The following is a 21957-nucleotide window of genomic DNA, read 5'->3' on the forward strand; positions in this document are numbered from 1 at the left end:
CAATTGTTATTCTCATTAACCATACCAATGAAAAACTACAGGAGTTGTCAATGAAACTCTGGTCTAAGTTTGTGCTGGGAAGCGCCCTGTCTTTATCCCTTTTCTCAAATGCGGCTGCCGCAAACCAAGAACTCTATTTCTACAACTGGTCAGAATATATTCCAACAGAAGTACTGGAAGAGTTTACGAAAGAAACTGGCATCAAAGTTATTTACTCAACGTATGAGTCAAATGAAAGCATGTATGCCAAACTGAAAACCCACCCAGAAGGCTACGATCTTGTTGTGCCATCTACCTACTATGTAAAAAAAATGCGTGATGAAGGTATGTTGCAGAAGATCGACAAAAGCAAACTGAGCCACTTCGACGGTCTGGACCCCAATAACCTGAACAAGCCTTTTGATCCAAATAATGATTACTCAGTCCCGTATATTTGGGGCGCAACCGGTATTGGCGTAAATACGGACTTCATGGATAAATCAACCGTGAGCACATGGGCTGACTTGTGGAAACCTGAGTACAAAGGCCAATTGTTGATGATGGATGATGCCCGTGAGTTCTTCCATATTGCACTGCGAAAACTGGGATACTCTGCTAACACCACTAACCCGGATGAAATTAAAGCGGCATACGAAGAGCTGAAAAAAATCATGCCAAACGTACTGGTATTTAACTCAGACTTCCCTGCAAACCCTTATATGGCTGGTGAGGTTGCACTGGGTATGCTTTGGAATGGTTCCGCTTACATTGCACGCAGCGAAAGGGCGCCGGTCGATATCGTGTGGCCTGAAGAAGGCGCTATCTTCTGGATGGACAGCTTAGCAATCCCAGCAACGGCGAAAAATGTTGATGCTGCCCACAAGATGATTGACTTCCTGTTGCGTCCCGAGAACGCAGCGCGCCTTGCTATCGAAATCGGCTACCCTACCCCGGTTAAAGCGGCATATCCTCTGCTACCAAAAGCATTTAAAGATGACCCAAGCGTTTATCCACCACAAGAGGTGATGGAAAAAGGCGAATGGCAAAGCTCTGTCGGTGAAGCGAACGTGCTTTATGAAGCGTACTTCCAGAAACTGAAAGCGGGCCAGTAAGCCCAAGTGTAAAAAGCGGTCACTTTACAGTGGCCGCTTTTCTTTTTACCTGCAGCGTCGCTTAGTCCTGTAATGCCAGTATCTCTTCTACCAACTCAGGTACCAAAACACTTGCCTTACCGTAACGTTTCTCGTCAAACTCACTTTCTACCGCGCTTGGTTCCAGGTTCACTTCAATCGTTCTCGCGCCATGAATAGCGGCTTCATGAACAAAGCCTGCCGCTGGATAAACAGCGCCTGATGTGCCAATGGAAATAAACAGGTCCGCATTGACCAATGCCGCGTGGATTTTGTCCATATGCAATGGCATCTCACCAAACCACACAACATGAGGACGCATTGCAGAAGGGATTTGGCAACAGTGGCACAAGTCATCGGTCAGGATGTCTTCTTTCCAATCCAACACCTGATTCGAACCACTGCAACGCGCTTTGAGCAACTCCCCATGCATATGGATAACATTATCACTCCCTGCACGCTCGTGAAGGTTATCAATGTTTTGGGTAACAACGGTGACTGAGCCTTCGAGTTCACGCTCCAGCTTTGCCAAGGCCTCATGTGCAGGGTTAGGCGCCACACCTGACTGAAGTTGTCTGCGGCGCTGATTATAGAAAGTTTGCACCAGTGCCGGATTACGCGCAAAGCCTTCAGGCGTTGCCACATCTTCGATATGGTGTTCTTCCCATAAACCATCCTGCGCCCTGAATGTACGAATACCGGATTCAGCCGAGATCCCTGCGCCTGTCAGTATTACAATGTTTTTATAGGGAAATTGCATAGTGGACTTCCTTTCTCGTCGATGCCAGCATTCATATTTTTCTGATGATCAACAGCCTTTATATCACTGTTGGTATGTCCAAAACAGATTCCCCCAACTAGACCATGGTCGAAAATCTACGTAAAACAGCATTTAACAGGAGAAATCAAAAAAATGTCTTATATTTAAAATGTGTACCAAGCATGAAACCGGAATAGGCAATTGCACCGACTTACAAAGACAGTATTCGCATTAACAACCCTCATATTTACAGTGGCCTCAGCGTATGCAGAGACCCGCGAGCACATAAAAATCAGTGGGTTTGGTAACCTGTCTGCCATTCACTCCGGTACCGAAAATTTAGGCTTTACATACGACTTAACCAAAGAAGGCGTCTTCGATGAATGGAGCTGGAAAAAGGGGTCTGCCATCGGCTTACAGCTAAATGCCGGACTTTCAGAGGAGTTTGATCTCGTCGTTCAAGGCGTGTTACAGGATCGCCTCGACAACGATCTGAACAATAGCATTACCTGGGCATTTCTTCGCTACAAACTCTCCTCACCGAGGGTTTCTATCCGGTTAGGGCGCATAGCCCCCCCCATCTATATGTTGTCAGAATACCGCAATGTCGGCTTTGCATATCTCTGGACCAAGCCCATCACTGACTTCTACGCTAACATCCCAGTCACCAGTCTGAACGGCGGTGACATTACCTACACCACTCCTTTTGGTGAGGGTGTCATTGAGGTCAAATTATTTGGTGGCCAGTCAGAGATCTCAATCAATACTATTGACTCGTTCAATAATGTAAAACTCTCCCCCCTTATTGGCACCAAATTGAGTTATGACTCAAACGACTGGGTGCTCTCTGCGTCAGCATCTACTGCGAAGGTTGACAATGGCAACCCCGCAGACTTGTTAATCGCCAGCACTTCCGCAGACCCGAGTATTTTCCTTGTCTGGCCTTCATTGGAAAGTACATTGAAGGACTTCGAGTTTGAGAATACGCGTTTTTATTATTATTCAATGGGCGCTGCGTATGAATCCAGTGACTGGCACCTCCAAAGTGAATTGAGCTATACCGATGCAGATTGGCCCTTTTTTCCTGATCTTATTTCCGGTTACGCAAGTGTTGGCAAAACTGTCGATGCGTTAACGTTTTATGGCTTTGCTTCCAAAGCAAAGTCTGTGGGAACTTTTTATGCGTTACAGGCCCCAGATCCTCAATTCCTTCTTAATCCACAAATCAATGGTGTGTACCAACTTATTCAGCAAAATCTCGATGCCCGCGTGATTGACCAGGAAACATTTGGCATTGGGATGCGTTATTACATCGGTCCCCAAATATCACTGAAAGGACAAATAGAAAGAACCTGGTTAAATGACGACCGGTTCGGTGCATGGTCAATCAACAAGCAGGGACTGAGCGCACCTGTGCCTGACCATATTGATAGTGTCTCCATTAGCCTAAGTTTTGTTTTCTGACATGAAGAAGATGGTATTGGTACTATTCACAATGACATGGCTGGCATGGGCATCCCAACTCCATGCAGAGCTCGTGGTGGTTGTGAATGAACAAAACCCAATATCATCCCTCTCTTCCCGTCAACTTATCGATCTCTACATGGGTCGCTATAACTCTTACCCTAATGGTGTTATCGCAAATACAGTAGATTGGCCCGAACGTAGCCAAGAACGCGAAATGTTTTATCGCCAGTTGGTGGACAAATCTACTGCCCAGGTCAATGCATATTGGGCAAGGCTATTATTTACCGGTAAATCTGAGCCACCACTTACTGTCGCTTCATCTGGAGACATTATTGATTTCGTGAAAAAAAACATAAATGCCATTGCGTACTTAAACGAAACTGACTTGGTCGATGGCTTAAAAGTGGTATACCGTTTTGAAAATGCTCAATAGACGCATTCATATCCGTGTTGCCTCTGGTGTTGCAGGGGGAGCGCTATTGTTCTCCGTTCTTGCATCCGTCATCTGGTTTTATATTTCTTACCATCAGGAAGTTAACCGTTCCCGTAGCCAGATTAGCCAGGTTGTCGCCACGATAGAACAAACGGCATCTATCGCCATGTTTCTTGGCAATAAAGAATTAGCAGAAGAAGTCATCCGAGGTCTGGAGGCTAATGACACGATTTCGGCAGCCCGACTTACCAGCCAAGAGGGGTTGTCTGCCTCCTTCTCCGACAACAATAAACACGGCCAACACTACACTGCCATTATCTTTCCAATTGTGTCGCCCTTTAATAAAAATGAGTTTGTGGGCGATCTTTTGGTTTACCCAAACCAAAACTATATCGAAAACAATGCCATTTCTTTGGCAAAGATCCAGGTTATCGTCTTGGTGTTTTACTCGGTCATCATTGCGTTTCTAACTCTCTTTATCGTAAACCGTATCCTGACAGAACCGATGAAGAACATTGCCAACCGTTTTCATTTAATAACCCCCGGCGATACCACACGAATAGATGTTCCAATCAGCCACAAAGACAACGAGATAGGTGCACTGGTCAGTGATATTAACGGTCTGCTGGATGCGGTTAACAACCAAATCGAGAACGAACGTGAACTTCGTGCAAACACAGAGAATCTGTCGAAAAAATTCCGGTTTATCTTTGAACGAGCCAGTGCAGGCATCGGCTTGATTGATGCCAATAACCAGCTAATTGTGGCAAACCCGGCATTGCTCAGGTTGTTGGGGCAAACCTTTATTGTCGACACGGACAGGTTCTCTAAAACCGACTTCACCCGTTATTTTAACAACCCTGCTGAAATCAAAGAATTTATTGAAGAGTTCTGGTCAAAACCAGGCAACCAGTTCAGTGCGTTTGACATTCAGCTCAAACATAAAGTCCGCGCCTCTGATCGCTGGGTACATTGCTTGTTTTCTAAAGTAGAAGACATCAACAACCCGGATGATAGCCTACTGGAAGTAGTACTCTATGACATTACCGAACGCGCAGAGCGGGAACAGAATATTATTTATGAAGCAGAGCATGATCCTGTTACCCATCTTCTCAATCGCCGCGCGGGTATGACAAAGCTCGAAACGTCCTTGCAAGAGGCAGACAGGAAAGCACGTAAATTCGCCATTCTGATGATCGACCTTGATGGCTTTAAACATGTCAACGACAACTATGGTCATGATGCAGGTGACAAGGTCATCATTGAAGTGGCGAAACGTATCAAACAATTCTTCCGCGGCTCTGATGTTGTTGCCCGCTGGGGCGGTGATGAATTCCTGATAGGCTTCTCTTATAACGCTAACTACGAAACAGCCGTTTCTGATATCGCTTCAGACCTTCAATATCAGATAGCACGTCCAGTAGACATTGGTCATGAACAGACTGCCGGTGTGGGATCCAGTATTGGGATAAGCCTTTATCCTGACAATGCAGATACCATAAGCTCATTGATCGAGCAGGCTGATGAAGCCATGTATTTTATTAAAAACAACGGCAAAAACTTCTTCCATGTCTACACAGGGGAGGAAGCAGCAGCACCTGAAAACCGCTAGTCACAGCTTGAAGCCAGCCAAAAGCACTCGAACAGCTTGTAGGCGTGATTTAAGCTTGCAAGTTAAGGAACACATTCTGTCATGTAACTGGCTGGACCATTTGAGACTATTCTCTCAGTTACAATGCCCAGCAAGATTAACCGTGGATATCCACCCAAAGAGATCATGCAGTTAAATAACTACTTCAGCCAACAAGATGGCTGTCTCATTTTTTCCCGTAAACAGGCAAGCCATTTTGCCAAATTCGTTGCCGGTGATTTCAATCCTATTCACGACGAAGACTCAAAGCGTTTTTGTGTGCCTGGCGATCTCCTGTTTTCAGTGTTACTAGCAAAAGCAGGCATCAGCCAAAAAATGCAGGTCTCATTTACCGGCATGATCTCAGACAATGTCCCTTTGACCATTCGAGAAAACGCAAAGGGTCACCTCGACGTGGTTGATGTCAATGACAAATGCTACTTAACCATGCACCGTGAAGGTGAAAATCGGATAGATGAAAGGCTATCAGCGGTTGTTGCAGAAAACTATGTGAAATTTTCAGGTATGAATTTCCCACACATCATGGTGCCGCTAATGGAAGAAAGCGGCATGATGATCAACCCAGAACGTCCCCTGGTGATGTATGAAAGTATGGCGCTTAGTTTTGAGCACCTGAATTTCACCAATCCTACCGTTGAGTTAACCGATTCTCAGATGGAAGTTTCTGGCAAACGTGGCTCTGTGATCCTGGCATTTGCTTTTAAGGAGAATGGCGAGATTATTGGGGAGGGGAAAAAGAAAATGGTATGCAGTGGTCTCAGAGAATATGAAAGCACGGACGTAAACACATTGGTTGAGAAATTCAATAACCGCAAAGCTGAATTTCTCTCTGCTCAAACAACCTAAACGCCATACCCGCTACCCGAGATTGATTACCCCCCTGAATAGAAACCCTGGCTACGCCCGGGTTTCTTTGTGTCCTCAATGTCTTATAGATAATACTTAATCCCATCTTTTATACTTTGTTCTATATTTAACTTATCAATAGCGCGCTGGAGTTAAATATGGCTACTGAAGCACTTCTCTCTCATATCGATAGGCTCCCTAAAATACCCAAAGTTGTGAAAGAACTTTTGGATTTGGTCAACAGCGAAAATTCGGACATGAATAAAATCTCCGAAAAAATCGCATTAGATCAGGTGATCAGTGCCCGCGTACTTCGCCTGTCCAACTCTGCCCATTTCGGAAGAGGCCGGAGTGTCGCTTCTGTTGATGAAGCAGTGATTCGGCTGGGACTCGGACCTATCCGTACGCTGGTGACAGCGTCTGCGCTGATGAGTACCTTCCCAAAAATCGAGGGGTTAGATCTCAATGCGTTTTGGGGAACCACATTCGAAGTCGCGACATTGTGCAAAACGGTCGCCAAAGAATTGAAAACGGATCAGAATGAAGCCTTCACAGCAGGTATGCTCCATAACATTGGCGATCTGCTTATCTATACAGTATATCCTGACAAAGCCCAGAAAGTTGAACTACACATGGATGCAGGCAAAACCAAGCAGGAGGCGCAGCAAATCGTTCTCAATACCGATAATGCAGAGCTCGGCGGTGAGCTCGCGAGAAGCTGGAAGTTTGCAGATACTCTGGCGGATGCCATCGCTCACCAGTATGGCTCCGTCCGGGGTGACAATTTCTCACAACTGGCTGCCATCATTAATTTCTGTGCAAAAATTGATGAAAACTGGGATACCCTGGCAGACGGTGAAGCCAAAGTAACATGGTTAAATCACCAATTGGAATACAGCATGCTTGGCTTGAGCGAAACGATCATTGAATCGATTGATGAAATGCGCGATGTTGGCCGGAATATGGCTGATTCCCTGCTCTGATTTTCAACAATCATCACGAAAAAAACGCCTATGCCTATGCATGGCGTTTTTTATTTCTGTCACACCATTAATTATATAAATTTTGGAAACAATCAATTCATTTAATGCTATTTATTGAAAGATAAGACAGGCATATTCTGAAAACCTAATAAAAAATAATCGGTGACAAATCGATTTACTACATTATCTGAAAGCAATGTTGCGAGGAAGGCACATGCAACACCCTCGAGTTTACCCCGCTAAACCGAAAAAAGTTTATCTCTACGCCACCTGTCTAGTCGACGCATTTGATCCCGACACCGGCCTCGATGCTATTACTTTGCTTGAACGCCAGGACATACAGGTTGAATTTGTCCCTAAACAGACCTGTTGTGGGCAACCCGCCTACACATCCGGTTATACCGAAGAAGCCCGGGAAGTCGCTCAGCACCAAATGTCCCTGTTTCCGGAAAATATTCCTGTCGTGATCCTTTCCGGTTCCTGTGGCGGAATGATGGTCCACCACTACCCCCGTTTGTTTGAAGGGCATGCGCTCGAGCAAACCGCAAAAGCGTTTTCCAGCCGTGTCTTTGAACTGACCGAGTTCCTGACCAATGTCTGCCGCGCACAATTTAAAGACTGTGGTGAGCCCACTACAATTGCTGTTCACACCTCCTGTGCCGCACGGCGTGAAATGAACGTCCATATCTATACCGATCATCTGCTTGGGCAACTGGAAAATGTAGAGGTGAAGCACCCCGCCTATACCGAAGAGTGTTGCGGGTTTGGTGGCACATTCTCCGTTCGTCACCCCAATATCAGTGAAGCCATGGTGGAAGACAAATCCAACAACCTGAGAAATACCCGCGCGATAGAGTTTGTCAGTGCGGATTGGGGTTGCATGTTAAACATCAACGGTGCACTCGAGTATCAGGGCCAAACCTTTAAAGGCAAACACATTGCCCGTTTCCTGGTAGAACGTACATCACAGGAAGGTGAGCAATGAGTCACAACAACCCTGAACATTTCCATCATCAAGCGAAGCAAGCCCTTGGTGATATCGAGCTTCGCCAGAATTTTCGCGGTGCGATGGATTACCTTCGTGGCAAACGCCGCGATGCATTTCCAGACAGCGATGAGGAAAAAGCGGTTCGTGATCGCGCAGAAGCCATCCGCCAGCGCTGCCTGAGTAAGCTACCTGATCTGCTTGAAAAACTGGAAACCCAGTTAACCCGCAACGGTATCCATGTTCACTGGGCGCTGAATGCAGACGAAGCAAATGCCATTTTTTCTGAACTGGCACAAAAGCATCAGGCGTCGTTGATGGTCAAAGGCAAATCCATGGTGAGTGAAGAGATTGGCCTCAACCACCATATGGAAAAGCAAGGCGTCCGCTGTCTGGAAAGTGACATGGGCGAGTATATTGTCCAGTTGGACGGTGATACCCCTTCCCACATCATCATGCCTGCCATTCACAAAAACAAACAGCAGGTTTCTGATACCTTTACCCACAACCTGAAAGATTTCCAACCCACAACAGACGTGGATCAACTGATCCTGACAGGGCGAAATGCATTGCGACAGGCCTATCAGGAAGCGGAAATTGGCGTTTCAGGGGTTAACTTTGCCGTAGCAGAAACCGGCACACTTTGCCTGGTCGAAAACGAAGGTAATGGCAGAATGTGCACCACCATTCCCAGGGTTCACATTGCGATTACCGGCATCGAAAAAGTGGTTGAGTTCCTTTCCGATGTACCGCCACTTTATAGCGCACTGACCCGTTCAGCGACCGGCCAGAATATCTCTACCTACTTCAATATGATCAGCAGCCCACGTAAAGAAGGCGAACTGGATGGCCCTGAGGAGGTTCACCTGATCCTGTTGGATAACGGCCGTACACAGGCTTATCACGACGAAGAAATGCGAAAAACACTTCAGTGTATTCGCTGTGGTGCCTGCATGAACCACTGCCCTGTGTACACCCGTATTGGTGGCCATGCTTATGGCACTGTCTATCCGGGACCAATTGGTAAGATCATCTCGCCCCACCTGATGGGCGTAGACAGCACCAAAGATCTGATCACAGCTTCCAGCCTGTGTGGTGCCTGTGAAGAGGTTTGCCCAGTCCGTATTCCTATTCCGTCGCTGCTCCAGCGCCTGCGTCAGGAATCAAAGAACGCACCTCAGCAAAACCAGCCCGCTCTAAAAGGCCAGAATGCTGCCAGTACCACACTGGAGAAAGCGGCGATGAAAGGCTTTGCCTATGCGGCCACCCACCCTTCGCTTTACCACTCCGGGCTCAATGCTGCCAGAAAAATGAATGGCCTGATCCCGAAACACCTTGGTAACTGGACACAGTGTCGCGTAAAACCCAAGCTCGCCGAAACGTCCCTGAAAGCCAAGCTGGCAAAGCGCAATGGAGGTCAATCATGAAGTCACAAAGCCAACAGGCGCGTGCCGCGATTTTCGCCAAATTGAACGCAGCACCAAGACAAGTAAAAACAGACGCATTGCCTGAATGGCAGGCCTGGCAATCCAGCGAGTTGAGCGAACGTGTGGAAAGGTTCGTGGATTGCATGAATGCAAGCCACACGGAAATTCACCATGTTGATGCTGCAGATCTGGATTCATCGCTGGCACAATGTCTGAAAGACAATGATCTCCAGCGCGTGATTTTTGCCAAACACTGCCCCTGGGCTGATTCAGTGTCAGCAAACTGCCCTGATACGACAGTCATCCGGTATGAAAAACCGATTGAAACATTTAAAACGGCACTGTTTGAAGAGGTGGATGCCAGCATCAATGTGATTAAAGGTGCGATAGCAGACACTGGCACACTAGCCATCGTCACGGGTGAAAACGAACCACGCGCACTATCGCTGGTTCCGCCGGTGCACATCGCGATTCTAAAAGAATCTGACATTGTCTCGAATTTTAGCGAGTTAATGACATCGCCCTTCTGGACAGAAGCCGGTTGGGATACCCAGCCTCCCACGAATCTGGTACTGATTTCCGGGCCGTCTAAAACGGCGGATATTCAACAGACACTTGCTTACGGTGCACACGGACCCAAGCGCCTGATCCTGTTTTTGGTTAAGGAGTAACCATGAGCCAGACGTTGGCTGATGCAATTTATGACACGCTGTTTGAGACGCTAAACCAAACTATTCCGGAAGAGCGCCTTATCCGCGATGAAACCCGTCTGCTCGCCTACGGCACGGATGCCAGTTTCTACCGTCTTATCCCGAAAATTGTGGTTCAGGCTGATGATTTGGATGATGTTGTTTACATCATCCAAGCCTGTGGCGAACTGAACGTGCCCTTTACATTCCGAGCAGCAGGAACCAGTCTTTCCGGTCAGGCGTTATCCGATTCAGTCCTGATCACCCTGACCGACAACTGGCGACATCACGACATCCTTGATGACGGGAAAAAAATCCGCCTTCAACCCGGTGTGATAGGCGCGGATGCCAACCGCTACCTTGCCCCTTTCAACCGCAAGATAGGCCCGGATCCGGCATCTATAAACAGTTGCAAAATCGGTGGCATCGCCGCGAATAATGCCAGCGGTATGTGTTGTGGCACCGCCCAGAACACTTACAGAACCGTGGCATCGATGAAAGTTGTTTTTCACGACGGTACTCAGCTCGATACTGCAGATAATGACTCCGTTGCTGCGTTCAAAAATACCCACCGCGCGCTTATCGAAGGTATTCAGTCGCTTTGTGACGATGTGAAAGCCAATGAAGCACTCCGGGCGCGCATCGCCCACAAATACCGGTTGAAAAACACCACAGGCTACGCCCTGAATGCTTTGATTGACTTCGATGATCCAATTGATGTCCTGACCCACCTGATGGTGGGTTCAGAAGGCACACTGGGTTTTATTGCTGAAATCACCTACCACACCGTAGTGGAACATCCAAATAAAGCCTCCGCATTGCTGGTGTTCAGCGATATTGAATCCGCCTCCAACGCGGTCGCCACTATTGCCAAAACACCGGTTTCTGCCGTCGAAATGATGGACGGCCGGGCACTCCGTTCTGTGGCAGATAAACCGGGCGTGCCAGCGTTTCTCTCTGAGCTGACATTGGAGCACTGTGCGTTGCTGGTAGAATCCCGTGCCAGTGATGAAGAAGCACTTACCCGGCAATGCGACACCGTCCTCGCCGCTGTTGGCGGGTATGACATTCCCTATCAGGTGGCTTTCACCTCAGATGCCGGGACAATTGCCACGCTGTGGGGAATTCGCAAAGGCATGTTCCCCGCTGTCGGTGCTGTGCGTGAAGCGGGCACAACCGTGATCATTGAAGATGTCGCTTTTCCGGTCGAGCAACTGGCAGCAGGCGTCCGCGAGCTGCAAACCCTGTTTACTGAATACCAGTATGAGGAAGCAATCATTTTTGGCCATGCCCTTGAAGGGAACCTGCACTTCGTCTTTCCTCAGGGTTTTGATAATAACGCAGAGGTAGAGCGTTACGGCAAGTTTATGGATGCTGTCGCCCAGCTCGTCGCAGTCAAATACGGAGGCTCACTGAAAGCCGAACATGGTACAGGCCGCAATATGGCCCCGTATGTCGAGCTTGAATGGGGATCCGATGCTTACGTGCTGATGCAACGCATCAAAGCCCTTTTTGACCCAAAGGGCCTGCTGAATCCCGGCGTCATCATTAATGACAACCCCGATGCGCACGTCACCAATCTCAAGCCTATGCCAAAAGCAGATGATCTGGTGGATCGCTGCATTGAATGTGGTTTTTGTGAGGCGGTGTGCCCTTCTCGGACCCTGTCCCTGTCGCCGCGCCAACGCATTGTTATCTACCGCGAACTCTGCCGTCTGGAGCGCGAAGGAATTGATGACAGGTATCACGACCTGAAAAAGGCGTTTGATTACCTTGGTGTTGATACCTGTGCGGCAACCGGCCTATGCGCAGAGCGCTGTCCTGTTGGCATTAACACCGGTGATTTAATCAAACAGATTCGTATCGACAAATACCAACGGTTTGAACCTATCGCCCGCTGGAGTGCTGATCACTTCTCCACTGTCACGGCACTTACCCGCGCCAGCCTGACGACCAACAAGGTGATGCAAAAAACGTTGGGGGAAAACGTTCTCGGTAAATCCATTAACGGATTACGTACCCTGACGAAAGGGAAAACCCCAGCCTGGCATGGAAGCTTTCCGACGGCTAACAAGAGCAAGCTTGAAAGCTCTGGCGTAGCGAAAGAGAAAAAAGTGGTTTATTTTCCGTCCTGTGCCAGCAGGAACATGGGCAATGAAGTTGGCAGCAATGATGAAAGAAACCTGACAGAAGTGACAATGTCACTTCTAGAGCGTGCTGGTTATCAGGTTATCATTCCCAACATGCTCAATGGGTTATGTTGCGGTATGCCTTTTGACAGTAAAGGCATGAAGAGCGTCGCCAAGGGAAAAAGTGAAGAACTCGAAGCAGCACTGTGGCATGCCAGTGAACATGGCAAACTTCCTGTATTGATGGACACCAGCCCTTGCGCCAAACTCAGTAAAGAACAGTTTGAAAAATCGATGGTGATTCAGGAACCTGCCGGGTTTATCACCGAGCATTTGTTGTCAGAGCTCGACATCACCCCCATTGATGAGCCCGTGATGCTGCATATTACCTGTAGCTCAAAACGCATGGGGCTGTCTGATACGTTGCTGAAAGCGGCGCAAGCTTGCGCGAAAGAAGTGATTATCCCTGAGCACATCGAATGTTGTGGTTTTGCCGGTGACAAAGGGTTCTTCACTCCTGAGCTCAATGAGTCTGCCCTATCACCACTCAAAGCGCAGATCCCACAGAACTGCACCCGGGGGTTCAGTAACAGCAGAACCTGTGAAATCGGATTGACGCATCACAGCGGGATCCCTTACCGCAGTATTTTGTACCTGTTAGACGAAGCATCACAACCGCAGACATCTTAGATATATACCAAGGTTTATACGTTTAGTTTGCCCTTTACTCGCCAAGCCAGTTAAAGGGCCGTAGCTTCTGTTGAGTACAGAGTCTGTTGATCTTTTAGGAATGACTACTCTTCATCGTCACCGAAAAGCGACTGTTGTGGATTCACCGGCTCTGTTTGACTTTCTGCGTCTTTGACTAATTTGGCACGCAGCAACCGGGCATAACGCTGTTTACACAAACGGATCACATTCCGTCTTTGCGCGCTGGTCAAATCATTCCAATGAAATCGCTCATCCCTGCTCCTGAAACAGCCTTTGCAATACCCTTTATTATTTGCCTGACAGACACCAATACACGGGCTGGGCACGGTAAAGAAATCAAGCTGTTCCATAGGCCCTCCAATATCAGTCGTTGTCTGTGTTTTCATTCAAGCGAGTTTTTTCATGAAACGCAAATTTTACGCCTAACCTATTAATATTCTGTTCTCAAAAATCAAGATTAGTTAGGGTCTGTTCAACTCAGTGAGTAAAAATCACATTGCGTTTAGTTGCCAAAATTTGCTAAGTTGACCAGATAACCTTTTGGGTTATCGCCTTTTTGTAGTACAGAGCACTATGTTAAAACCGATTGAATACTCAAAACGTTTTAAAGATTAGGGCTGGCAAATACATTCAAAGATAAGGGCGCAAGGAAGATTTGTTCAATTTGGAGGAAGTTATGTCGTTTTTTGTTCCGTCCGCAGAGTCCCAAGAGCAAGCCGAGTCAATCTATCAGGCAATCGCCAAACATATCGATGCTCCTGTTAACGATACACGCATTGAAACCCTGACGTGGGAGCACGAAGGTCAGGAAGTGGTTGCCAAAGTGGGTGACAAGCTACCAGATTGCTTTGGTGCTGACGATGAAGTGATTCTGGCTATTTTTGACTGTGGTGATGTTTTTAAAGTCTGCACCCCCAACCGTGGTGCGGTTTGTTTCGATCCGGTTGTCGCATCACGCCCATTCATTTCCAGTGTGGACTTTTTCTAAGTCTGAAGCGCATACAACAATGAAAAGAAGCCGGGGTCCCGGCTTCTGATTCTCTGGTATCCCAAAGTTAGAACAATCCTAACTGAGGCATCGCCAAATCATCAAAATGTTTACCAATAAAAGGCAATATCCCATCGGCGATGGGTTTTAATTGTTTGTCGACATAATGTTGATAGTCATACGGGCTTTCCAATGCCTCAAGCGGTTCAGGCCCATTTACCGTGATAACATATTCTATCCACCCCCCGTGTTGATATTGCAATGCACGCCCCAGCCGTTTATTGACTTCATCGGCTTTACGTGCTGCTTTCACATGTGGCGGTACATTTTTTTCGTAATCAGAGAGTTTGCGGCGCAGTCTTTTTCGGTAAACCAATTTCGCATTATTGTTACCACGTAACGTATCTTCTACCGTATTGCGAACGTAATCGTCAACGTCTTCCCCATCAAACACTTTCTGGTACAAGGTTTGTTGGAACGATTGCGCCAGCGGTGTCCAGTCGGTACGGACCGTTTCCAATCCTTTGTAAACAATGCGGCGCTCACCGTCTTTATCAACCAAACCGGCATACCGTTTTTTACTGCCAGTGTCCTGCCCCCGGATTGTTGGCATCAGGAATTTCTGGTAATGGGTTTCATATTCAATTTCCAGCGCCGATTCAATATCGTACTGCGTTTTAAGATGGTTAATCCACCATGCGTTAATGTGTGCCACCAATGCATTGCCAACCTCATCCGCTTCTTCATTGGTGTATTGACGGCCTAACGAAACAAAGGTCGAATCCGTGTCTCCGTAAATCACCTCATGCCCTTTCGCTTCTATCAATTCACGGGTGGTTTTCATGATTTCATGACCACGCATGGTAATGGATGACGCCAGCCTATGATCAAAAAACCGGCACCCCGATGAGCCCAGAACACCGTAAAACGAGTTCATGATGATTTTAATCGCCTGTGAAAACGCTTTTTCTCCCTGTTGTTTGGCTTCATCACGTGCTTTCCAGAGGTTTTCTATCAAAGCTGGCAGGAAATGCTTCTCACGATGGAACATACCACCACGAAACCCTGGAATACTTTCCTCTTTATTCTGTAACCCTTCAATGAGTCCAAGCGGGTCAATCAGGAAGGTGCGGATGATCGATGGATACAGGGATTTGAAATCCAGTACCAATACCGAATTATAGAGCCCCGGTTTGCTGTCCATCACATAGCCACCTGGGCTGGCAATCCAGTTTTCGCTGGCCAGCGTTGGGGCAACATAACCCGCCCGGTGAAGCCGGGGCATATAGAGATTGGTAAACGCCGCCACTGATCCGCCAATACGGTCAAGTTCTATGCCGGTCAGGCGGCTTCGCTGGATCAAGAACTCCATCAAGTGGGTATGTTCAAAAATACGGTTAACCAGCACACAGTCCTGCAAGTTGTATTTCGCCAGCGCCAGTTTGTCTTCACGAAACATCCGGTTGATGGCGTCCATCCGATCATATGGGTTGTCGATGGCCTTCCCTTCACCAAACATCTCCCTGGAAACAGATTCCAATGACCACGATCGGAAACTGTATGTTGCGGTTTTCAGCGCATCAATGCCGTCTATGACTACTCGTCCTGGTAACGTGATAAATCCTTGCCGACTGTTGGAAGAATCACGCCAGTGGGCTTTTTCTGCGCCTCTGCCAAGCCTTAAATCCAGCTTGTGGAAGGCAGCACGTTTTACCAACAAGCGGAAATCAAAATCCACGAGGCTCCAGCCAACTATCACATCTGGATCAAAACGTTTAAACCAGTCATTGAGCGCATTCAGCAAATTCAGTTCTGAATCAACCCACTGTATCCAGGGCATGTCATTTGCATTTTCAGGTGTTGGCCCCACCATAATGACACGGCTGTCCATATTGCTATCCAGACCAATCGAGTACAGCACACCTTTTTCTGAACACTCAATATCCAGCGACACCCGGGATAGTGATGTGGAATAATCTGATGCCTTGGTTTTTACATCCCGGTACTCTATATACCCCCGCTTGGCTATTGCTCGCCCGGCAAACGTCAATCCACCACAAATAAACCGTTCCATTAGATAGCGATCAGCCAGACGCACATCGGATTCAAGCGGATCTATCTCTTGCATTTGCAACAGGCGACTGGCTCGGTTAGCAGCCTGAATGGTGTTGAAATAAAAACCGGAAACAGAATGAAGAGAAAAATCTTTTAAGGTGAGTTCACGACAGGTGAAACCAACCCCTGCGGCATTGAGCACCGCTTTCGCCTGATTGACCTGCGGGTCTGCCACAAAAAACACCGGCTTTTCACCGGTGATGATCAGTTTTGCTGGCCCTTGGTCAGTTAAAACCCAGAGTGTCAGCTCAGTCTGTTCGCCAAGGTCACGGCTGTGGCGACTGATTAAAAAACCATCTTGATACTGCAAGTTAGCCTCAATAATAGCAATCTCACTGGCAGTATACCCCAACCATCAACAGAATCGCGTTACTATCAAGTTCTTTAAATCAAACAGGAGATGACTGTTTGATTTGTTTGCCAAGAAATGTCACGACAATCCCTGACAAGATGACTGTTGCAGAGATCACCATTCGCAACGTCAATGTTTCATCCATCAGCATATATCCCCCTAGCGCAGCGATAATAGGCACTGACAACTGCATCACCCCCGCTTGCGTCGCTTTAAAGCGTTGAACCACGCCATACCAGATTGCATAACCGATGGCAGATGCCCCTGCACCGGATGCCACCGCCAACCAAATACCCTCCGACGTAATGCTGTTCATTGGGATGTTCAACAGAAAAAACGGCACAACAAAGAAAATACTCAACCGGAAGTTGATACAGTTTGCAGGCAGTTGAGGAACCTTCATCTCTTTACCCAATACGCTGTAAATCCCCCAGGCTATGCCTGAAATTGCCATCAATCCTGCTCCCCATACATCCGGGGCATTCATACCTGGAGACACCATGTAGCCCAAACCGGCAATCGCCACTAACGCACCGATATATTCCACGCCACTGGCACCCCCTTCTTTGTAGTGGCTATAGGCAAACATCGTCAACTGTACGAAAGCAAACAGGATGAGAGCGCCCATACCGGTATCCAGATAGAGATAGGCAAAAGAAAACGTTGCGGCATACAGAAACAACATCGCGGCAGCCAACCAATGCTCTGTAGGCTGGCGAAGGAGTGAACATGCATTGTGTTCACCTTCACGTTTGTGGGCCAACCCCGCCAACACAAACAACACCAAAGCCCCTGACACCAGCCTGATTGACGTAAATGAAGCTGGATCGATATCACCTTCAGCCAACGCCATCCGACAAAGGATTGAATTAGCAGCAAAAAAAACCATTGCAATCACTGCCATCAATACATTTTTGGGGTTTACCTTTGTCAAGCGTGCCATGATCACCTTCCTTGTTTTTTTACGTGCCTAATCTGACCGCTTCTTTGCTAAAGTGCTTTCATAACGTTGAAAAAATCTGTATTCATCTGTATCGAACTTTTTCCGTTCACATAACCAGGCAATTTTTTAAATTTGGTAAAACGTGGCATAGAGGGTAAAATACCGCCCCAGTTTTTTCAGTGGTGACGTGAATGTCTGAAGCAAAACGCAAAGCCCTCAAAAAAATTGCCAAGTGTCTCGAGTTGAGCAACTCCGCTAACATCAATGAAGCGGCACAAGCCATTAAAATGGCCCAGCGGTTAATGAAAAAATATGGACTTGACCAAGACGACATTGATTTCATTAGCATGGGTAAAACCACGTCTGACACCTTGCTACCTTCTTCCATCAGTGATGCTATTCTAAAAATCATCCGTGGTATTAATACGCGGTTTGGTGTTGAATGCGTACTGACAAATTATAAAGGCTTGAAAAAGGCCGAATTTATTGGCGATGCCGATCGGGCTATTTTCGCAGCTTTTGCATTTGATATTGTATACCGCGAAATGAATGAACACATTGGTCAATTCCGTAACAGCTTTCAGGGGACTGGCACGCCTCAAGCTGAGCTGGGACGAAGGGTTCAGTCTTTCACGATGGGATGGCTTGAAGGAGCCTTAGCTAAATTGCCAAATATTGCACCTGATGGCGATGCCGATAAGAAAATCAAAGATTATATTGACAAGCAATTTGAAAACATCGACCGCGAAACCTTCAAACAACAATTAAAAGAAGCAATGAAACATATTACCGATGACTATGAAAAAGGAATGCGAAAGGGGAAACAAATTTCCGTCAATCGCCCGGTATCCGGAGCTCAAGAAGTAAAGCGCCTTTGTTAGGCGCTTTTTTTACGCTTTTTTATTTTTGAGAATACCTGTTCTATATTTAGAAATATTGCGCATATTTATAATCGCCATCATATAACGTATTGACTTTATTAAACCCCCACCCCAAAAGCACATTTTTTCGAACATTGTTGTATTAAAAAAGCCTGATTTTTCCGTTTTTCTATTGTATTGCAAGGCATCAATACCTAGCCTAGCTTATTAAATCATCACTTTTGTTGGTGATTGAGAAGATTTGCGAAAAGCAAACTCAAGGATGGTGACTCATTGAAAAATACCTAAGTCTACCTTCCAAACCCTCTCTATCTAGAAGGAATGGAGAAAGCAAAATGAAAAAAGCAGTGACAAGCCTTGGACTCATGGTGGCCTTAAGTCCAACGGCAAATGTGTTCGCCCAAAATGATGCTAATTTCTACCTGGGTGGTCGTCTTGGTGTTTCAACGCTGAATGATGCCTGTACGACTGGTAATTGTGGCGACAATGACGACGTTGCCGGTGGTTTGATTCTTGGTTACGATCTCGGTAATAAATTTTCTATCGAATCCACCTATGACTATTTGGGACGCTTTAATACCGCATTCCAAGGTGCCAACGCGGGTGCTGGCGATCTGACCGCCCTGACACTGGCACCTAAGTTCAATGTCAGTGTAACAGAGCTTACCGATATCTACGGTAAACTCGGTGTTGCATGGTGGGACTGGAGCAGCAAAGCCGGAACGGGTGATGTAGATGATTATTCCGTTATGGCAGCACTGGGGGTTGACCACCGTGCAAATGACCTGGTCAATGTTCGCCTTGAATACCAATACATCCCGGACATGAACAAAGAGTACTTTAATGCTGACAATCACTTGATCACCGCTGGCGTTACCTTCCACTTGGGTCGTCAAGCTAAGCCCGCGCCAAGACCAAGAGTTGTTGAAAAAGTGGTGATGGTTGAAGAAGTCATTGAAGAGCAGAAGAAGTACGTATTCTCTGAAGCGGACAACGTTGAACTGTTCGCATTTGGCAAGGCAGAACTGTCTCCAAACGCATCGCAACAACTGGGACCAATGCTCAAACGTCTGCAAGACTTTGATGAGGCAACAGCAACTATTATTGGTCACACCGATAGCGTAGGCTCAGAAGCGTTCAACCAAAAACTGTCTGAACAGCGTGCTCAATCTGTGGCTAACTACTTCATCTCAAATGGTATTAGTGCTGAGCGCCTGACTATTATTGGCAAAGGCGAAACCAGCCCAATTGCCTCTAACAAGACAAAAGAGGGTCGTGCAAAAAATCGCCGCGTTGAAATTGAATCTCCAGAGTTTGTTTACGAAGAGTAATCAGCCCTGAATTCATGAACAAAGCCACGCGGTTGCGTGGCTTTTTGTTTCAGGAAAGAAAACCTGCTGATCTGGAAACACTATCGTTCTAAGGGTCTGGGGCAGCACTGCAACATATTGTCAATCAGCACACGATCACTGTCCTCAACACCCGCTACACGCTGGTAAACCGGCTGGTGCCTGTCGTTAATACGCGGGAAGTGCCAACCTAATGTCGATGAAATAAAGCACTCTGCAAAATCAGCAGAATATCTCAGGCACCCAGCCAAAACCGTGTCGACATAACTTTGGGCTATCGGATGCGCGTAGCAAGGCGCGACCACCTTATCGATTACATAGACATAAACCGGCCCTTCAACCACAAACCCATCTTCAAGCACCTGAATGCGTTCAGAATCCAGCGGCACACGCTGATAGCCTGCTTCGCGGATATCAAAAATCTCTAACGCATCATCTTCAATGTGGATTAATACGCCATTGCACTGTCCTTCCCCTTCCCTGACAACCAAGTGGGACATCACCGGTGAACCCGTGTGCCCCCAATGTCTTTGCAAACCGGAAACCACAGCAGGTACAGTCCTACCCGTTTCACCGGTTAAACGCCGAGATGCGTCATTAATCAAACTTCCATATCCGAATATATACATAATAAATTAACTGAAATCTCTGGCTTAATACCTTTGCGATTAATCCAAACAAAACGTGTTATTGTCAACCTTGTTCCATTGAAAGTGATGATCGTTCAAAGCCGGATGTCATTTTCATCGCGGTCACGTCCAAAACCCGTTGCATCTTCTTTATCCTTGTTGGATTTCTTTATGTATACCCGTGATCATTGAAGATGCTTGATTTTCATCGGTATGAGGATCATGCTACGCCCCATGAAAGTGACTCTGACCTACAAGCAAAAACATGAACTCGAAAACCAGCACGATAAAACGCGTGATGGTCGAGTGCGTGACCGTATTAAAGCGGTACTGCTTGCTTCTGAAGGTTGGAGTACTGCCATGATTTCTCAAGCCTTGCGTATTCACGAAACCACCGTTCTCCGTCACCTTCACGATTACGCGCAGTCCGAGAAACTCAAACCTGAAAATGGTGGGTCCAGCAGTCGCTTATCGGCTTCACAGACGATGGCGCTCATCGAGCACTTAACAGAGGTGACCTATCACCATACTCACCAGATTGCTGCCTATGTTCTGGCGCAATTCGGCGTCTGCTATACCGTCGCTGGCATGAACAAGTGGCTGCATCACCACGGTTTTAGCTATAAAAAGCCTAAAGGTGTCCCTCACAGGTTTGATGAGGCTAAACAGCAAGAATTTGTCGAAGCCTACAAGGCACTTAAGTCGAGCTGCGGCAAAGAGGAAACTATCCTGTTCATGGATGCGGTTCATCCCACTCAGGCCACCAAACTCTCTCATGGCTGGATACGTACTGGGCAGGACAAAGCGATTGAAACCACGGGAAGCCGCAGTCGCCTCAACATTGTGGGGGCATTAAATCTCTCTGAGATTGGCCGCACTGTTATCGATAATTACGAGAGCATCAACAGCGAAAACATCGTTAGGTTTTTGTGCAAGCTGAGAGAAAGCTACCCACTGACGCATAAGCTCCACCTCATTCTGGATGGTGCAGGGTATCACCGAAGCGACTTAGTAAAAGACGCCGCCTTTGTGCTGAATATCGAGCTTCACTATTTACTGCCCTACAGTCCCAACCTCAATCCGATAGAACGGCTTTGGAAAGTGATGAACGAGCAGGTAAGGAACAATGTCTACTTCAAAAGTAAACGGGATTTTGAAGCGGCTATTGGCCGATTTTTCACTGTGATCCTTCCACAAATCGCAGGCTCTTTAGCGTCTCGTATAAATGATAATTTTCAAGTGCTCAATCCTGCATCTTCAAGTTGAATGGGTATATCCGCATTATTGATAATGGGACGGGCTTAAAGCACAGCAACCCAACTCAGGCGTTTGTCAGCACCAAACAAGAAGGATTGGGGCTGGGGTTGGCAATATGTAGGGATGTGCTTGAAATGCACAATGGCAACATGACTATCCAATCCATATTACCACATGGATGCGCCGTAGAATTGTCCCTGCCCTATCAACAAACAAGCAAACAATAACACACGGCAATGACAATCACCTGGAA

General features: G+C 47.1%; 19 protein-coding genes and 1 pseudogene. 15 read left to right on the forward strand and 5 right to left on the reverse strand.

The features are described 5' to 3' along the window. Positions 1-50: 50 nt before the first annotated feature. Positions 51-1091, forward strand: a complete 1041-nt coding sequence (locus AC6IB1_RS09735) for an extracellular solute-binding protein (RefSeq protein WP_497568856.1) — start codon at positions 51-53, stop codon at positions 1089-1091. Positions 1092-1152: 61 nt separating this feature from the next. On the opposite strand, the gene cobB is transcribed toward AC6IB1_RS09735, so the two are convergent. Continuing rightward, entirely contained in the window at positions 1153-1869 is a 717-nt protein-coding gene (cobB, locus tag AC6IB1_RS09740; protein WP_497568857.1) for a Sir2 family NAD+-dependent deacetylase, read from the reverse strand. 252 nt (positions 1870-2121) lie between these two features. Here cobB and AC6IB1_RS09745 point away from each other — a divergent pair, with 252 nt between their 5' ends. The 9 genes from AC6IB1_RS09745 (at position 2122) to AC6IB1_RS09785 (ending at position 13169) form a co-directional block, all read left to right on the forward strand. Then, positions 2122-3333, forward strand: a complete 1212-nt coding sequence (locus AC6IB1_RS09745) for a hypothetical protein (protein ID WP_497568858.1) — start codon at positions 2122-2124, stop codon at positions 3331-3333. Between the two features lies 1 nt (position 3334). After that, a complete protein-coding gene (locus AC6IB1_RS09750; RefSeq protein WP_497568859.1) occupies positions 3335-3769 on the forward strand; it encodes a type 2 periplasmic-binding domain-containing protein in 435 nt (144 codons plus the stop codon). After that, the gene (locus tag AC6IB1_RS09755; RefSeq protein ID WP_497568860.1) at positions 3759-5381 is read left to right on the forward strand and encodes a sensor domain-containing diguanylate cyclase; all 1623 of its coding nucleotides are present in this window, start codon (positions 3759-3761) and stop codon (positions 5379-5381) included. The genes AC6IB1_RS09750 and AC6IB1_RS09755 overlap by 11 nt, the downstream gene beginning before the upstream one ends. Positions 5382-5546: 165 nt before the next feature. Beyond that, positions 5547-6266, forward strand: a complete 720-nt coding sequence (locus AC6IB1_RS09760; protein WP_497568861.1) for a DUF3581 family protein — start codon at positions 5547-5549, stop codon at positions 6264-6266. A gap of 158 nt (positions 6267-6424) precedes the next feature. Beyond that, the gene (locus tag AC6IB1_RS09765; protein WP_497568862.1) at positions 6425-7249 is read left to right on the forward strand and encodes an HDOD domain-containing protein; all 825 of its coding nucleotides are present in this window, start codon (positions 6425-6427) and stop codon (positions 7247-7249) included. Between the two features lie 214 nt (positions 7250-7463). Then, positions 7464-8234, forward strand: coding sequence for a (Fe-S)-binding protein (locus AC6IB1_RS09770; protein WP_497568863.1), 771 nt, complete (start codon positions 7464-7466; stop codon positions 8232-8234). Continuing rightward, positions 8231-9661, forward strand: coding sequence for a LutB/LldF family L-lactate oxidation iron-sulfur protein (locus AC6IB1_RS09775; RefSeq protein WP_497568864.1), 1431 nt, complete (start codon positions 8231-8233; stop codon positions 9659-9661). Before AC6IB1_RS09770 ends, AC6IB1_RS09775 begins: the two co-directional genes overlap by 4 nt. Further along, the gene (locus tag AC6IB1_RS09780; protein WP_497568865.1) at positions 9658-10332 is read left to right on the forward strand and encodes a LutC/YkgG family protein; all 675 of its coding nucleotides are present in this window, start codon (positions 9658-9660) and stop codon (positions 10330-10332) included. The genes AC6IB1_RS09775 and AC6IB1_RS09780 overlap by 4 nt, the downstream gene beginning before the upstream one ends. Before the next feature lie 2 nt (positions 10333-10334). Beyond that, positions 10335-13169, forward strand: a complete 2835-nt coding sequence (locus AC6IB1_RS09785; RefSeq protein ID WP_497568866.1) for an FAD-binding and (Fe-S)-binding domain-containing protein — start codon at positions 10335-10337, stop codon at positions 13167-13169. Positions 13170-13273: 104 nt separating this feature from the next. Here the strand turns inward: AC6IB1_RS09785 and AC6IB1_RS09790 are convergent, their stop codons facing one another. Next, positions 13274-13540: a DUF1289 domain-containing protein gene (locus tag AC6IB1_RS09790; RefSeq protein ID WP_040529020.1), complete on the reverse strand. Its 267-nt coding sequence runs from the start codon at positions 13538-13540 to the stop codon at positions 13274-13276. Positions 13541-13866: 326 nt separating this feature from the next. Between AC6IB1_RS09790 and AC6IB1_RS09795 the strand changes: the two genes are divergently transcribed. Beyond that, positions 13867-14178, forward strand: a complete 312-nt coding sequence (locus tag AC6IB1_RS09795; protein WP_005505297.1) for a hypothetical protein — start codon at positions 13867-13869, stop codon at positions 14176-14178. A gap of 67 nt (positions 14179-14245) precedes the next feature. Here AC6IB1_RS09795 and AC6IB1_RS09800 read toward each other — a convergent pair whose 3' ends face one another. Both AC6IB1_RS09800 and AC6IB1_RS09805 read right to left on the reverse strand, forming a co-directional pair. Further along, the gene (locus AC6IB1_RS09800) at positions 14246-16603 is read right to left on the reverse strand and encodes a DNA polymerase II (protein WP_497568867.1); all 2358 of its coding nucleotides are present in this window, start codon (positions 16601-16603) and stop codon (positions 14246-14248) included. Positions 16604-16682: 79 nt separating this feature from the next. After that, the gene (locus tag AC6IB1_RS09805; protein ID WP_497568868.1) at positions 16683-17588 is read right to left on the reverse strand and encodes a DMT family transporter; all 906 of its coding nucleotides are present in this window, start codon (positions 17586-17588) and stop codon (positions 16683-16685) included. 191 nt (positions 17589-17779) lie between these two features. Here AC6IB1_RS09805 and AC6IB1_RS09810 point away from each other — a divergent pair, with 191 nt between their 5' ends. Both AC6IB1_RS09810 and AC6IB1_RS09815 read left to right on the forward strand, forming a co-directional pair. After that, positions 17780-18469, forward strand: coding sequence for a DUF2786 domain-containing protein (locus AC6IB1_RS09810; protein WP_497568869.1), 690 nt, complete (start codon positions 17780-17782; stop codon positions 18467-18469). 335 nt (positions 18470-18804) lie between these two features. Next, complete coding sequence (locus tag AC6IB1_RS09815) at positions 18805-19800, forward strand: OmpA family protein (RefSeq protein ID WP_497568870.1); 996 nt, start codon at positions 18805-18807, stop codon at positions 19798-19800. Positions 19801-19880: 80 nt separating this feature from the next. Here AC6IB1_RS09815 and AC6IB1_RS09820 read toward each other — a convergent pair whose 3' ends face one another. Further along, positions 19881-20447, reverse strand: a complete 567-nt coding sequence (locus AC6IB1_RS09820) for a gamma-glutamylcyclotransferase (RefSeq protein ID WP_497568871.1) — start codon at positions 20445-20447, stop codon at positions 19881-19883. A 234-nt stretch (positions 20448-20681) separates the two neighbouring features. On the opposite strand from AC6IB1_RS09820, the gene AC6IB1_RS09825 reads away from it, so the two are divergent. Both AC6IB1_RS09825 and AC6IB1_RS09830 read left to right on the forward strand, forming a co-directional pair. Further along, positions 20682-21713, forward strand: coding sequence for an IS630 family transposase (locus AC6IB1_RS09825; protein WP_497568872.1), 1032 nt, complete (start codon positions 20682-20684; stop codon positions 21711-21713). Between the two features lie 8 nt (positions 21714-21721). Next, a pseudogene (locus AC6IB1_RS09830) lies at positions 21722-21931 on the forward strand (ATP-binding protein); the annotation flags it as partial. Positions 21932-21957: the final 26 nt, after the last annotated feature.

It is taken from the genome of Grimontia sp. THUN1695 (assembly GCF_059704325.2).

Bases quoted from the DNA above. Each gene is read 5' to 3' on its own strand.
- AC6IB1_RS09760 (WP_497568861.1), top strand. From the start codon at position 5,547: ATGCAGTTAAATAACTACTTCAGCCAACAAGATGGCTGTCTCATTTTT.
- AC6IB1_RS09755 (WP_497568860.1), top strand. From the start codon at position 3,759: ATGCTCAATAGACGCATTCATATCCGTGTTGCCTCTGGTGTTGCAGGG.
- AC6IB1_RS09820 (WP_497568871.1), bottom strand. From the start codon at position 20,447: ATGTATATATTCGGATATGGAAGTTTGATTAATGACGCATCTCGGCGT.
- AC6IB1_RS09785 (WP_497568866.1), top strand. From the start codon at position 10,335: ATGAGCCAGACGTTGGCTGATGCAATTTATGACACGCTGTTTGAGACG.
- AC6IB1_RS09815 (WP_497568870.1), top strand. From the start codon at position 18,805: ATGAAAAAAGCAGTGACAAGCCTTGGACTCATGGTGGCCTTAAGTCCA.
- AC6IB1_RS09795 (WP_005505297.1), top strand. From the start codon at position 13,867: ATGTCGTTTTTTGTTCCGTCCGCAGAGTCCCAAGAGCAAGCCGAGTCA.
- AC6IB1_RS09780 (WP_497568865.1), top strand. From the start codon at position 9,658: ATGAAGTCACAAAGCCAACAGGCGCGTGCCGCGATTTTCGCCAAATTG.
- AC6IB1_RS09805 (WP_497568868.1), bottom strand. From the start codon at position 17,588: ATGGCACGCTTGACAAAGGTAAACCCCAAAAATGTATTGATGGCAGTG.
- cobB (WP_497568857.1), bottom strand. From the start codon at position 1,869: ATGCAATTTCCCTATAAAAACATTGTAATACTGACAGGCGCAGGGATC.
- AC6IB1_RS09825 (WP_497568872.1), top strand. From the start codon at position 20,682: ATGAAAGTGACTCTGACCTACAAGCAAAAACATGAACTCGAAAACCAG.
- AC6IB1_RS09735 (WP_497568856.1), top strand. From the start codon at position 51: ATGAAACTCTGGTCTAAGTTTGTGCTGGGAAGCGCCCTGTCTTTATCC.
- AC6IB1_RS09770 (WP_497568863.1), top strand. From the start codon at position 7,464: ATGCAACACCCTCGAGTTTACCCCGCTAAACCGAAAAAAGTTTATCTC.
- AC6IB1_RS09765 (WP_497568862.1), top strand. From the start codon at position 6,425: ATGGCTACTGAAGCACTTCTCTCTCATATCGATAGGCTCCCTAAAATA.
- AC6IB1_RS09775 (WP_497568864.1), top strand. From the start codon at position 8,231: ATGAGTCACAACAACCCTGAACATTTCCATCATCAAGCGAAGCAAGCC.
- AC6IB1_RS09790 (WP_040529020.1), bottom strand. From the start codon at position 13,540: ATGGAACAGCTTGATTTCTTTACCGTGCCCAGCCCGTGTATTGGTGTC.
- AC6IB1_RS09750 (WP_497568859.1), top strand. From the start codon at position 3,335: ATGAAGAAGATGGTATTGGTACTATTCACAATGACATGGCTGGCATGG.
- AC6IB1_RS09810 (WP_497568869.1), top strand. From the start codon at position 17,780: ATGTCTGAAGCAAAACGCAAAGCCCTCAAAAAAATTGCCAAGTGTCTC.